General features: G+C 63.7%; 9 protein-coding genes. 6 read left to right on the top strand and 3 right to left on the bottom strand.

What is annotated here, in order from left to right; translation table 11 throughout:
* Nucleotides 1-739: 739 nt before the first annotated feature.
* Nucleotides 740-3589: an RNA polymerase-associated protein RapA gene (gene rapA, locus KVO92_RS07425; protein WP_217474959.1), complete on the bottom strand. Its 2850-nt coding sequence runs from the start codon at nt 3587-3589 to the stop codon at nt 740-742.
* 229 nt (nt 3590-3818) lie between these two features.
* Between rapA and KVO92_RS07420 the strand changes: the two genes are divergently transcribed.
* The 4 genes from KVO92_RS07420 (at nt 3819) to ccoM (ending at nt 5214) form a co-directional block, all read left to right on the top strand.
* On the top strand, nt 3819-4115 hold the full coding sequence (locus tag KVO92_RS07420; protein WP_217474958.1) for an aspartate-semialdehyde dehydrogenase: 297 nt from the start codon (nt 3819-3821) through the stop codon (nt 4113-4115).
* Nucleotides 4115-4726, top strand: a complete 612-nt coding sequence (locus tag KVO92_RS07415) for an alpha-ketoglutarate-dependent dioxygenase AlkB family protein (RefSeq protein WP_217474957.1) — start codon at nt 4115-4117, stop codon at nt 4724-4726. The genes KVO92_RS07420 and KVO92_RS07415 overlap by 1 nt, the downstream gene beginning before the upstream one ends.
* A complete protein-coding gene (locus tag KVO92_RS07410) occupies nt 4723-4884 on the top strand; it encodes a hypothetical protein (RefSeq protein WP_217474956.1) in 162 nt (53 codons plus the stop codon). The genes KVO92_RS07415 and KVO92_RS07410 overlap by 4 nt, the downstream gene beginning before the upstream one ends.
* 222 nt (nt 4885-5106) lie before the next feature.
* Complete coding sequence (gene ccoM, locus KVO92_RS22830; RefSeq protein WP_003300927.1) at nt 5107-5214, top strand: cytochrome c oxidase subunit CcoM; 108 nt, start codon at nt 5107-5109, stop codon at nt 5212-5214.
* 69 nt (nt 5215-5283) lie between these two features.
* Here ccoM and pulA read toward each other — a convergent pair whose 3' ends face one another.
* Complete coding sequence (pulA, locus tag KVO92_RS07405; RefSeq protein ID WP_217474955.1) at nt 5284-8403, bottom strand: pullulanase-type alpha-1,6-glucosidase; 3120 nt, start codon at nt 8401-8403, stop codon at nt 5284-5286.
* 279 nt (nt 8404-8682) lie between these two features.
* Nucleotides 8683-9153 carry a MaoC family dehydratase gene (locus tag KVO92_RS07400; RefSeq protein ID WP_217474954.1) on the bottom strand — a complete coding sequence of 157 codons (471 nt, stop codon included), beginning with the start codon at nt 9151-9153 and terminating at the stop codon, nt 8683-8685.
* 264 nt (nt 9154-9417) lie between these two features.
* On the opposite strand from KVO92_RS07400, the gene fadD2 reads away from it, so the two are divergent.
* Both fadD2 and fadD1 read left to right on the top strand, forming a co-directional pair.
* Nucleotides 9418-11106: a long-chain-fatty-acid--CoA ligase FadD2 gene (gene fadD2, locus KVO92_RS07395; RefSeq protein WP_217474953.1), complete on the top strand. Its 1689-nt coding sequence runs from the start codon at nt 9418-9420 to the stop codon at nt 11104-11106.
* A 219-nt stretch (nt 11107-11325) separates the two neighbouring features.
* On the top strand, nt 11326-13014 hold the full coding sequence (gene fadD1 / locus KVO92_RS07390) for a long-chain-fatty-acid--CoA ligase FadD1 (protein ID WP_217474952.1): 1689 nt from the start codon (nt 11326-11328) through the stop codon (nt 13012-13014).
* Nucleotides 13015-13134: the final 120 nt, after the last annotated feature.

Genomic DNA, 13134 nt, shown 5'->3' with positions numbered 1-13134 from the left:
GTGTGCCGAGGCGTTCTGTAGGAGCCCCGACCTCGGGGCGAAGAGGCTATGAGCGCAGCCCTGCGGTCTGCATTCGTCGCGGGGTCGCGACTCCCACAGGGCCTGGCTTGGGGCGAAGGCGTTCTGTAGGAGCCCCGACCTCGGGGCGAAGAGGCTATGAGCGCAGCCCTGCGGGCTGCATTCGTCGCGGGGTCGCGACTCCTACAGAGATTGGCGTGTGCCGAGGCGTTCTGTAGGAGCCCCGACCTCGGGGCGAAGAGGCTATGAGCGCAGCCCTGCGGTCTGCATTCGTCGCGGGGTCGCGACTCCCACAGAGATTGGCGTGTGCCGAGGCGTTCTGTAGGAGCCCCGACCTCGGGGCGAAGAGGCTATGAGCGCAGCCCTGCGGTCTGCATTCGTCGCGGGGTCGCGACTCCCACAGAGATTGCTTGGGGCGAAGGCGCTCTGTAGGAGCCCGACCTCGGGGCGAAGAGGCTATGAGCACTGCCCTGCGGGCTGCATTCGTCGCGGGGTCGCGACTCCCACAGGGCCTGGCTTGGGGCGAAGGCGTTGTACGAGCCCCGACGTCGGGGCGACGGGGCTAGGGGCGCAGTCCTGCGGTTTGCATTCGCCGCGGGGTCGCGACTCCCACAGAGATTGGCGTGTGCCGAGGCGTTCTGTAGGAGCCCCGACCCCGGGGCGAAGGGTGGGAGCGATGCGGAGGGTCGGACTTACGCCGCCTCAAGCCCCCGCCCGGAGATCAGCCCGCCACCAGCACCCGAATCGCTTCCAGCCTCAGCCCGGCCTTCTCCAGCATCGCCAGACCTTCCTCACGCTGCTTGCGCACGGCCTCGATCTCGCTGTCGCGCACGCTCGGGTTGACCGCTTGCAGCGCCGTCAGGCGCGCCAGCTCTTCGTCGAGACTCGCCTTCAGTTTGCGCTGCGCTTCGGCGACGCGCTCGGTGTGGCGAGGGGTGACCTTGGCTTCGGCGTCGGCAATCTGCTTGGCCAGCACGTCGCGCTGAGCCTGAACGAACTTGTTCGCACTGGCGCGCGGGACGCTTTCCAGCTGATCGGTGAGCGTCTCGAACGCCACCTTGGGTGCCAGGTCGTTGCCGTTCGAATCCAGCAGGCAACGCAGCGCCAAGGGCGGCAGGAAGCGGTTGAGCTGCAGGGCACGCGGCGCCACCACCTCGCTGACATAGAGCAATTCAAGCAGGACGGTGCCGGGCTTGAGCGCCTTGTTCTTGATCAGCGCCACCGCGGTGTTGCCCATGGAGCCGGACAGCACCAGGTCCATGCCGCCCTGAACCATGGGGTGTTCCCAGGTGAGGAACTGCATGTCTTCGCGGGCCAGGGCCTGTTCGCGGTCGTAGGTGACCGTCACGGCTTCGTCGTCGCCGAGCGGGAAGCTGGCGTCGAGCATCTTCTCGCTCGGGCGCAGGATCAGGGCGTTTTCGGAATGGTCTTCGCTGTCGATGCCAAAGGCGTCGAACAGCTCTTCCATGTAGATCGGCAGGGCGAACTGGTCGTCCTGCTCTTCGATGGCCTCAACCAGCGCCTTGCCCTGTTCGCCACCGCCGGAATTGAGCTCCAGCAGGCGGTCGCGGCCGGCATGCAGGTCGGCTTCGAGGCGTTCGCGCTCGGCGCGGGCTTCTTCAATAAGCGTCTGGAATGCGTCGTCGTCACCTTCCTCCAGCTGGTTCAGCAGGCGCGGGCCGAACTGATGCTGCAGGGCATTGCCGGTGGGGCAGGTGTTGAGGAAGGCATTCAGCGCCTCGTGGTACCACTTGAACAGGCGTTCCTGTGGGCTGGTTTCCAGGTAGGGCACGTGCAGCTGGATGACGTGGGCTTGACCGATCCGGTCGAGGCGGCCGATACGCTGCTCCAGCAGGTCGGGGTGCGACGGCAGATCGAACAGCACCAGATGATGCGCGAACTGGAAGTTGCGGCCCTCGCTGCCGATTTCCGAACAGATCAGCACCTGCGCGCCGAATTCTTCGTCGGCGAAGTAGGCCGCGGCGCGGTCACGCTCGAGGATGCTCATGCCTTCGTGGAACACCGTGGCCGGAATACCGGAGCGCACGCGCAGGGCGTCTTCCAGGTCCAGCGCGGTCTCGGCGTGGGCGCAGATGACCAGCACCTTGTACTTCTTCAGCATCTTCAGCGTGTCGATCAGCCACTCGACACGCGGATCGAAGGTCCACCAACGGTTTTGTGCGTCCGGCTCTTCCTGCTGGCTCTGGAAGCTGACCTCCGGATACAGCTCGGCATGCTCGCCCAACGGCAGTTCCAGATACTCGGCGGGGCAGGGCAGCGGATACGGATGCAGCTGGCGCTCCGGGAAACCCCGCACGGCGGCGCGAGTGTTGCGGAACAGCAGGCGACCGGTGCCATGACGGTCGAGCAACTCGCGAATCAGGCGGCTGCTGGCTTCGATGTCGCCGTCGGTGGCCGCGGCGAGCAGGGCTTCACCTTCGTCGCCGAGGAAGCCGTGAATCGTCTGGTGTGCTTCCTGGGATAGGCGGCCCTCGTCCAGCAGCTCCTGCACGGCGCGGGCGACGGGCTGGTAGCTGGCGCTCTCGGCGCGGAAGGCTTCGAGGTCATGAAAGCGGTTCGGGTCGAGCAGGCGCAGGCGGGCGAAGTGGCTTTCCTGGCCGAGCTGTTCCGGCGTTGCGGTCAGCAGCAGGACGCCGGGGGTGACTTCGGCCAGTTGCTCGACCAGTTTGTATTCGGCGCTGGCGTTTTCCGGGTGCCAGACCAGGTGATGCGCTTCGTCCACCACCAGCAGATCCCAACCGGCGGCGAAGGCGGCGTCCTGGGCGCGCTCGTCATCCTTCAGCCAGTCCAGCGAAACCAAGGCGAGCTGGGTGTCTTCGAAGGGGTTGGTGGCATCGCTTTCGATGAAGCGCTCATCATCGAACAACGCGACCTGCAGATTGAAGCGACGGCGCATTTCTACCAGCCACTGGTGCTGGAGGTTTTCCGGCACCAGGATCAGCACGCGCTTGGCGCGCCCGGACAGCAGCTGGCGATGAATCACCATGCCGGCTTCGATGGTTTTGCCCAGGCCCACTTCGTCGGCGAGCAAAACACGCGGGGCAATGCGGTCGGCGACCTCACGGGCGATATGCAGCTGGTGCGCGATGGGTTGCGCACGTACGCCGCCCAGCCCCCACAGGGAGGAGGTCAGCTGTTTGCTCTGGTTTTCCAGCGTGTGGTAGCGCAGCTTGAACCAGTTCAGCGGGTCGATCTGGCCAGCGAACAGGCGATCACTGGCGAGGCGGAACTGGATGAAATTCGACAGCTGGGTTTCCGGCAGCGTGCGGGCTTCGCTCTGGGCAGTCAGGCCGTGATAGACCAGCAGGCCGTCGACATCCTCGACTTCGCGCACGGTCATCTTCCAGCCTTCGAAGTGCGTTACCTCGTCACCGGGGACGAAGCGAACACGGGTCAGCGGGGCACTGCGGGTGGCGTATTGGCGGGTTTCGCCGGTCGCGGGGTAGAGCACCGTAAGCATCCGGCCGTCCTGCATGAGGATGGTTCCCAGCCCGAGCTCCGCTTCGCTGTCGCTGATCCAGCGTTGCCCCGGTAGATACTGTTGCGCCATGCCCTGCCTCCCGCTGTAAAAAAGCCCGCTATGTTAACGGAACCCTGTCGATAGAGCGACGATAGATGCGACCGGATTGGCCTGTCGCCGTCTTGTTTGCGCAGCGACAAAACAGGAAGAACTCTGGCAGTGTAGCGTTGCTGTTAAAGTCGTCAGCAGATCGGCCGATCAATTGGTACAGGCCCGCCAGGCGTACGCCCTGTTTTCCGGTCTGTACGGGAGAGCGAAGATGCTGCCAGTCATTCCACCAGGCACCGTCCAGGTCACCGCGCAACAGGACGTGGTCAAGCCACGACCCGATATCGCACCGGTGACGCCGGTACAGCCGAGCGCCAATGAGAGTTCGGTGGGGCTCGATCGCCGCCATCCCCAGGAAGCCGAGCAGATGTTGCGCGACGAACAGCGCCGCCGTCAGCGGCGGGGCTATAGCGCGCAAGAGCTGGCCGAGGGTGAAACCGCCGAAGAGGACCAGGAGGCGCTTGAGGAACTCCCGCGCCAGGGCCTCTGGGTGGACGTCGAGGTCTGATGCCTTCGCTCGACAGCCCCGTCGCCATCGCCTTGCCCCAGGCCGAGCTGACCTACTGGCCGCGATGGGCCGACGCGGCGCTCGCCGAACGCTGGCTATCGACGCTGATCAGCGAGACGCCCTGGACGCAACCACAGATCAGGCTCTACGGGCGCCAGTGCGCCGTGCCGAGGCTGGTCGCCTGGTACGGCGATGCCGAGGCACGCTACCGGTACTCCGGTCTGGTACATGAACCCATACCCTGGACGCCGCTGCTCGGCGAACTCCGCGAGCGAGTCCAGGCCGAAGTCGGAGCGCAGCTGAACGGCGTGCTGCTCAACCTGTACCGCGATGGCCAGGACGCCATGGGGTGGCACAGCGATGACGAGCCCGAGCTGGGCCGGGAGCCATTGGTGGTTTCGCTGAACCTGGGCGCGACACGGCGTTTCGACTTTCGCCGCAAGGGAAGCAGCCGGATCGAGTACTCGCTAGCGCTTGAAAATGGCTCGTTGCTGGTCATGCGTGGCCCGACGCAGCATTATTGGCAGCACCAGATCGCCCGGACGCGCAAGGTAACCGAGCCGCGTCTGAACCTGACCTTTCGCCAACTCTTTCGTGAGCCCGTCCTATGAGCAGTGACGCCAAGCTGATCGATTTCAGCACCGAGCGTGAAAAGCGCATTCATGACATCAAGGAAAAGCGCCTGGCCGAAATGCGCCAGGCGTTCGAGGAAGCATTGCCGCTGTCCCGGCCGAAAAAGAAACCCAAGGCCAAGCCGAAGAAGCGTTGATCCAGCACCTGAGCTAGAACACCTATCCCGCCTTTCGAGCGGCTCGACGAGCCGCTGCCCCCGCGTTACCCGCCACATTCCCCCTGTTTTCTTGACCTGGATCAGCTAACGCGATGCCGGGTTCGCACGGCTTCGCAGCCATTGACATCGATCAATTTTTAAACGGCGCGGCGGGGTAACGTACAGCCATCAGACAGCACAACGGCTTGGAGGCAGGAAATCATGTTCGTCGATAATGTGGTGCTCGCAGGGGTGGTCACGGTCGGCCTGATGGTCGCCTTCCTCGGCGGTTTCGGATATTTCATCTGGCGGGATGCTCACAAGAAGTAGCGGTCCCGCAGATACAGAGCACGCAAGGCATTTGGGCGACTTAGGTCGCCCTTTTTTTTTGCCTGCGATTCAGCGCCGCTGCTGCGGCTGGACGAAGACCGCCGTGGTAAAGGCCGGTACTTCGAACTCGCCTCCGTGCACCGTCGCCTGACGGCTGATCGGGTCGACCGAGTCCCGGAGCACGGGATGCAGCTGATAGCCGTCCGCACCGGGCAGGCGAATCCGTTCGCCGGTGGCGTTGAAGACCACCATCAGCGATTGATAGCGGCGATCGAGGTTCCGACCCGCGCCCGGACCGTCTGCCAGGCTGAAGGCGATCACGCCGGGCTGCTGCTCGGGGCCGGTGTTATGGAACCGCAACCGGCGTTGCACGTCGCGCGCGCTGTCCAGCTGGAACAGTGCGCTGTCGCTGCGGATCTTCAACAGCTCGAGGAAGCGGCGCTTGGCCCTGACGATATCGGTCGTGCCCGGCTTGGCGTGCGGGTCGGCGATCACCTGGCGAATCAGCGGCCAGTTGTCGCCATCCTTGTCCGCGCGAGGCAGGCCTTTGTTCCAGTTGTTGTCCTGGTAGCTGAAATCCACGGCGTTGAACCAGTCGCCGGAGTCGTAGCTGTCACGTTGCATCGACTTGGAGCGCAGGATGTCGGAGCCGAGATGGATAAAGGGGACGCCCTGGCTGAACAGCGGCACGGACAGCGCCACCAGTTGCAGGCGCACGCGGTCGGTAACGGTCAGGGTGGCCGGCAGCTTGTACTGATTGTTGTCCCACAGCGTCTGGTTATCGTGCTTGGACACGTAGTTGATGGTCTCCTGCGGATCGAGCGTGTAGCCGGCCGGTTGCCCGTTGTAGTCGATATCGCCCCCTTTGCGCGTGCTGCCGTCGGCGGTGACGAACTGGAAATCGCGCAGGCCCCCGGCGATCCCGACGCGAATCAGATCGGCGGCGTGCAGGGCCTCGGCTTTTTGCGCGGGCCCGGCGCTGGCCAGCTCGTTCGGCAGGACGTAAAGCCCATTGGCGAAGCCCTGGTTGCGGCGGATGCTCTCGCCCCCGTCGAAGGGGCTGCCGCCGCGAACCGCGTCGCGCTGGCGGTCATTGAAGGTGCCGATGCCGGTGCCAGCCATGTTCAGCTGAGTGGCATTGATGCCACGCGCGTTGCCGGCGACTTCGCCGAACTCCCAGCCCTCGCCATAGAAGTAGGTGTGCCGGTCGATCCGGCGCACCGCCCGATAGGCGTCAACCAGGTTCTGGCGCATGTGGTGGCCCATCAGGTCGAAACGGAAGCCGGCGATCTTGTAGTCGCGCGCCCAGACCTGCAGCGAGTCGATCATCAGCTTGGCCATCATGCGGTGCTCACTGGCCGTGTTCTCGCAGCAGGTCGAGGTCTCCACCGCGCCGGTAGAGGGGTTACGGCGGTGGTAATAGCCGGGCACGATCTTGTCGAGCACCGACTTATCGGCCAGGCCGGATGCGTTGGTGTGGTTGTAGACCACGTCCATCACCGTGGCGAGCCCGTTGCCGGCGAGCGCCTGGACCATCTCGCGGAACTCGATGATGCGCTGCACGCCTTCTGCATCGCTGGCGTAGCTGCCTTCCGGCGCGCTGAAGTGGAAGGGGTCGTAGCCCCAATTGAAGTTGTCCAGGGCCCGCAGGTCGTTGTACAGCGACTGTGCCTGGCCACTGGCCGGGTCGAAGCCCTGCAGCACCTGGCGGACGCTCGCGGCGCCGCAATACGGCGACCAGTGCTCGCGGGCGGTGGGTGACAGCTGGCAGAGCTTGCCGAAGGGGTCGTCGAGGTCGACGCGACGGTCCGGGTCCTCGTCGATGGTGGCGATATCGAACACCGGCAGGAGTTGCACGTGGGTGAGCCCGGCCTTCTGCAGGTCGCGCAAATGCTGCATGCCGTTGCTGTTCGGCCGGGTGAAGGCCGCGTAGGTGCCGCGCAATTCGGCCGGCAGGCTGGTGTCGCTGGCGCTGAAGTCGCGCAGGTGGGTTTCGTAGATCACGCTCGCTTCGGGGCGTTGCGGATGGGGCGGACGCAAGGCATCCCAGCCGCCGGGCTTGAGATCGTCGGCGTCGAGGTCGACGACCTGGGCGTACTGGCTGTTACGCGACAGGCTCAAGGCATAGGGGTCGCTGACCAGCGTCGTCTCGATCTTGCCGGAGCTCGGCCGGTAGGCGGTGACTTCATATTGGTAATACGCCCGGTCGAGCGAGCGCGGTCCGTCGAGGCTCCAGACACCGAGGCGCTCGTGCATCACTTTCGGGTAGCCAGGCAGCAGGCGCTTGTCGGCATCGAACACATGCAGACGCACGCGCTGTGCAGTTGGCGCCCAGAGCTTGAAGGCCACCCCGCGCGGGCCGATCTTCGCTCCCAGCTCGCCCTCGTAGGCGAACAACATGTCGAGGATGCCAGCGGTCTGGACCTGCGTGGCGTCGATCACCTGATCGTCGGCATCGTAGGCGACCACCACCAACTGACCCATGACGGCGCGGCGCAGGTCTCGCGCCCCGGCGACGACATTGAAGGCCGTGGCGTTGGCCAGGTGTGGATGCGAGCGCTTGAGTCCCTCGCGCAGTGACCCGGGTCGCAGCGGCAACGCGGTGCCGCCGGTGACGGTACGCGTCTCGCCATCGATCCGGATGCTGGCGTCGGCGGAATAGCGCAACTCGACCCGGCTGGCGCCGGGCGCGCCATCGACCAATGCGAGCGTGAAGGGATCCAGCCAATGCGCCCGCGCGCCCTTGATCGCCACGGTGGCGCCAGCCAGCGGTGTGCTGGAGAGTTGCGCATCGCCGCTCAGCGAGAAGACCCGGCGGCCCAATTGGTCGAAGCGCCAGGTCAGGTCGCCACCGCCCAGGTCCTTCTCGTCGCCGCGGTGCATGATCAGGTTCAGGCAACTGGCATCGGTGGTCAGCGGGATGCGGTAGAAGGCACCGTAATCCGGATCGGTACCGGCTGCAGGCAGCGGCTGATCCCAGCCGGTTTCGTTCAGGCTGCCGCTACAGGCTGCAGTGTTCCACAAGTGCGGCCCCCAGCCGTCGTAATTGCCGTCGGCGCGCTTGTAGTAGAGCAAAGCCTCGTCGGGCCCCGGATCGAGCGGGGCCGCCGATGCAGTGTGTATAGCCAGCGAAAATCCGCCTAGGACGAGCGCCGCCAGGCGCCAATGAGCGATCGAGCGTATGAGCATGGATGAGGTCCCGGTGTTGTTCTTGTTGTACGGCGAGCTCGATGGTCGGCGCGTGATGGCCGGCGCGCATCCTCCATCGGTGCGGCAGACGGGGCGTAGTCGAGGGCCGTAATAGCCTTGTGCTGGCAAATACCGGGGGTGCGAGGGCGAAGCGAAAAACGAGGTGGGCTTAACGCAGCGCGGCAAGGCGCCAGAAACGGCACCTTGCTGGTGGTCGGGCTAGAGGCGCGGAGGCGTGCCGGGGCAGCGCATCGGAGACGCTGCCGATCCGGCTGCCGCTCAGCCGAAGGTGATGGGCGGCAGGTCTTTCAGCTCGACGGTTTCCTCGCGGCGCGGCGCCAGTACCTCGGCTTCGCCGTCGACCACCTGCTCATCGTTCTGATTGAACACACGGGTGGCGATGCGCACGCGATTCTTCGGCAGCTTCTCGAGGATTTCCAGGCGTACGGTGAGGGTGTCGCCAAGCTTTACCGGACGGGTGAATTTCATCGTCTGGCCGAGGTAGATGGTGCCCGGGCCGGGCAGCGTGCAGGCCACCGCCGCGCTGATCAGGGCGCCGCTGAACATGCCATGGGCGATACGCTCCTTGAACGGGGTGCCGGCCGCGAATTCCGCGTCGAGATGGACCGGGTTGCGGTCGCCCGACATGGCAGCGAAGAGCTGAATGTCGCGCTCCTCGACCTGCTTCTCGAAGCTTGCAGTCTGGCCAACCTCAAGGGCGGAGTAGGGCGTGTTGCTCAGCGTGCTCATGGATAAACCTCTATGCGGGTACGAACGAAGGACCGCTGCGGCGGCGCCCAGCCAGTCATGAATGGCGACCGTTGGGTCGCGACGTGACCGCATTCTAGGGCGCCGCGGGCCGATTGTCCCGGCTGGCTCCGGTTTGCTGCCGTGGGGCGAGATTCACGTCGCTGATTTCGTGACCGAGCTATTGCGTGACAATGCGGAGCTGCTAAGTTCGCCACAGCCCGTCGAGCGCGGGTCAGACACTCTCAGGTAACGAGGCCAATAATAATGCAACCTGACTTCTGGAACGATAAACGTCCCGCTGGTGTGCCCAACGATATCGACATGGGGGGCTTCCGATCGGTCGTGGAAGTATTCGAGCGCTCCTGCAAGAGCCATGCGAATCGCCCGGCCTTCACCAATATGGGCGTGACCCTGACCTACGCCGACCTGGAGCGCTACTCGGCGGCCTTCGCGGCCTGGCTACAGAATCACACCGACCTGCAGCCTGGTGACCGTATCGCCGTGCAAATGCCCAACCTGCTGCAGTACCCGATCGCTGTTTTCGGCGCCTTGCGTGCCGGGCTGATCGTGGTCAATACCAATCCGCTCTACACCGCCCGGGAGATGCGTCACCAGTTCAAGGATTCCGGCGTGCGCGGGCTGGTTTACCTGAATACCTTCGGCAAGCTGGTGCAGGAGGTACTGCCGGACACCCACATCGAGGTGCTGATCGAGGCGCGCATCGGTGACATGCTGCCGTCGCTCAAGGGGCTGTTGGTCAATGCCGCGGTCAAGCACCTGAAAAAGATGGTGCCCGAGTACAACTTGCCGCAAGCGAAATCGTTCAAGCAGGTTCTGCGTGAAGGCGGCCACCTTAGTCTCAAGCCGGTGCCGCTGACCCTGGACGACACTGCCGTGCTGCAATACACCGGCGGAACCACCGGCGTGGCCAAGGGCGCCATGCTCAGTCACGGCAACCTGGTGGCCAATATGCAGCAGGTCCGGGCGACCATGGAGCAACTGGACGATCGGGGCCAAACCATCATCAAGGAAGGGCAGGAGATCATGATCGCGCCCCTTCCGCTGTATCACATCTATGCCTTCACGGTTAACTGCATGTGCATGATGGTGTCCGGCAACCACAACGTGCTGATCACCAATCCGCGCGATATCGATGGCTTCGTCAAGGAACTGCAGAAGTGGCGGTTCACCGCGTTTCTCGGCCTCAACACCTTGTTCGTCGCGCTGATGGCGCATCGGGATTTCAAGAAAATCGACTTCTCTGCGCTCAAAGGCACCAACTCGGGCGGTACGGCTCTGGTCTCCGCGGTAGCCGAACGCTGGAAGAGCATGACCGGTGTCACGGTGACCGAGGGCTACGGGCTGACCGAAACCTCGCCGGTGGTCTGCGCCAATCCCCAGGGTGACAAGTCACGCATGGGTACCGTCGGCCTGCCGGTACCGGGCACGACGCTGAAGGTGATCGACGACGAGGGTAACGAGTTGCCGCTGGGCGAACGGGGTGAGCTGTGCGTCAAGGGCCCGCAGGTCATGAAGGGTTACTGGCATCGTCCCGACGCCACTGCCGAGGTGCTCGACGCCGACGGCTGGCTGAAGACCGGCGACATCGCGGTGATCGATCCGGACGGGTTCGTGCGCATCGTCGACCGCAAGAAAGACATGATCATCGTCTCGGGATTCAACGTTTATCCGAACGAGATCGAAGATGTGGTCATGGCTCACCCGAAGGTGGCCGCATGCGCGGCGGTCGGTGTCCCGGATGAAAAATCGGGCGAAGCGGTGAAATTGGTCGTGGTGCGCAGCGACGCCAGTCTTACCGCCGAGGAACTGCAAGCCTACTGTCGGGAAAACTTCACCGGCTATAAGGTTCCGCGCCACTTCGTGTTCCGCGATTCCCTGCCGATGACGCCGGTGGGCAAGATCCTCCGGCGCGAGCTGCGCGATCAGGCCTGATCGCCGCAGGTTCCGACATTTTTCTGTAAGGCCTGAGTGACCGATAGGTGGTTTGCGGTCACTTTATGGCCGAAGCAGGAGCATGAGGCTCTGTTCGGGCTGCTTCAAAACTGCTAACCTCGGCCCGCCTTTTGACCAGAGTTTCGGTACAAAAGTTAACAAAACACAACAAAACAGCTGCTATATGCAGTAAAGCTGTCGCTTAGGAGTGGGGGTTCAATGACCGATAACTTCTGGAAGGATAAATATCCTGTCGGGGTCGAGAGTGAGATCAATCCCGACGAGTACCGGAACATCCAGGCTGTCCTCAAGACATCCTGCGAGCGCTTCGCGGACAAACCAGCCTTCAGCAACCTCGGTAGAACCCTGACCTACGGAGAGCTCTACACGCTCTCCGGCGAGTTTGCCGCTTATCTCCAGCAGCACACCGACCTGCAGCCAGGCGATCGTATCGCCGTGCAGTTGCCGAACCTGCTGCAATACCCGGTCGTCGTGTTCGGTGCCATGCGCGCCGGCCTCATCGTGGTCAATACCAACCCGCTGTACACCGCGCGGGAGATGGAGCATCAATTCAACGATTCGGGCGCCAAGGCGCTGGTCTGCCTGGCCAACATGGCGCACCTTGCCGAAGAAGTGGTGCCGAAAACCGGCATCCGGCATGTGGTAATCACCGAAGTCGGCGACATGCTACCGACCGTCAAGCGCTTGCTGGTCAACGCGGTGATCAAGCACGTCAAGAAGATGGTGCCCAGCTTCAACCTGCCCAAAGCCGTCAAACTCAACGATGCCTTGGCCCAGGGCCGCAACCAGCGGCCCAACGAGGCCAACCCCGCGGGCGACGATATCGCGGTGCTGCAGTACACCGGCGGCACCACCGGCGTGGCCAAAGGCGCCATGCTGACCCACCGCAACCTCGTCGCCAACATGCTTCAGTGTCGTGGACTGATGGGCACCGAGCTTGGCAGTGGCTGCGAGACCATGGTTGCGCCCCTGCCGCTCTATCACATCTACGCGTTTACCTTTCATTGCATGACGATGATGCTGATCGGTGCGCATAACGTGCTGATCACCAACCCGCGCGACCTGCCGGCCTTCGTCAAGGATCTCGGCAAGTACCGTTTCACCGGTTTCGTCGGGCTCAATACGCTGTTCGTGGCGCTGTGCAACAACGAAGATTTCCGCAAACTGGACTTTTCCGCGCTGAAAGCGACCTTCTCGGGTGGCATGGCGCTGCAGCTGGCCGCGGCAGAGCGCTGGCAGCAGGTCACCGGTTGCTCGATCTGCGAAGGGTTCGGCATGACCGAAACCAGTCCGGTTGTTTCGGTCAATCCCTTCAGCGGCATCCAGATAGGCACCATCGGCATTCCCATGCCGTCGACGCAATGCAGGGTCATCGACGACGAGGGCAACGAGCTGCCGATCGGCGCGACCGGCGAGCTTTGCGTGAAGGGCCCACAGGTGATGAAAGGCTATTGGCAACGCCCGGAAGCCACCGCCGAAGTGCTCGACGAGCAGGGCTGGTTGAAGACCGGTGACATCGGCATCATCCAGGACGACGGCTACATGCGCATCGTCGATCGCAAGAAGGACATGATCCTGGTGTCCGGTTTCAACGTGTATCCCAACGAGTTGGAAGACGTCCTCGCCACGCTGCCGGGTGTACTGCAATGCGCAGCGATCGGCGTTCCGGACGAAAAGTCGGGTGAGGCGATCAAGCTGTTCGTGGTGGTCAAACCGGGCGAAAGCCTGACCAAGGAACAGGTCATGCAGCACATGCACGACAATGTCACCGGCTACAAGCGGCCTAAGACGGTGGAGTTCCGTGACAGTCTGCCGACCACCAATGTCGGCAAGATACTGCGTCGCGAGCTGCGCGATGAAGAGCTGAGAAAGCTAGGCAAGAAGTGACGTTAGCCGCTGTATGAAAGCCCCGCTTCGGCGGGGCTTTTTCGTTGGGCTAGTCACCGGGTCGATACCGTTGGCGTACTGCCCCGCTGCGGCGTTCGAGCCATTCCCGTTCTGCTGGCG

Origin of the sequence: Stutzerimonas stutzeri, from assembly GCF_019090095.1 — a bacterium.
Lineage (GTDB): Bacteria > Pseudomonadota > Gammaproteobacteria > Pseudomonadales > Pseudomonadaceae > Stutzerimonas > Stutzerimonas stutzeri_AN.
Note: the sequence above shows the minus strand (reverse complement) of the source record. Positions and strands in the feature narration are given on the sequence as shown.

What these genes read in the sequence shown, in the direction of transcription:
- rapA (WP_217474959.1), bottom strand. Translation starts at nt 3,589, where the DNA reads ATGGCGCAACAGTATCTACCGGGGCAACGCTGGATCAGCGACAGCGAA.
- KVO92_RS07420 (WP_217474958.1), top strand. Translation starts at nt 3,819, where the DNA reads ATGCTGCCAGTCATTCCACCAGGCACCGTCCAGGTCACCGCGCAACAG.
- KVO92_RS07415 (WP_217474957.1), top strand. Translation starts at nt 4,115, where the DNA reads ATGCCTTCGCTCGACAGCCCCGTCGCCATCGCCTTGCCCCAGGCCGAG.
- KVO92_RS07410 (WP_217474956.1), top strand. Translation starts at nt 4,723, where the DNA reads ATGAGCAGTGACGCCAAGCTGATCGATTTCAGCACCGAGCGTGAAAAG.
- ccoM (WP_003300927.1), top strand. Translation starts at nt 5,107, where the DNA reads ATGTTCGTCGATAATGTGGTGCTCGCAGGGGTGGTCACGGTCGGCCTG.
- pulA (WP_217474955.1), bottom strand. Translation starts at nt 8,403, where the DNA reads ATGCTCATACGCTCGATCGCTCATTGGCGCCTGGCGGCGCTCGTCCTA.
- KVO92_RS07400 (WP_217474954.1), bottom strand. Translation starts at nt 9,153, where the DNA reads ATGAGCACGCTGAGCAACACGCCCTACTCCGCCCTTGAGGTTGGCCAG.
- fadD2 (WP_217474953.1), top strand. Translation starts at nt 9,418, where the DNA reads ATGCAACCTGACTTCTGGAACGATAAACGTCCCGCTGGTGTGCCCAAC.
- fadD1 (WP_217474952.1), top strand. Translation starts at nt 11,326, where the DNA reads ATGACCGATAACTTCTGGAAGGATAAATATCCTGTCGGGGTCGAGAGT.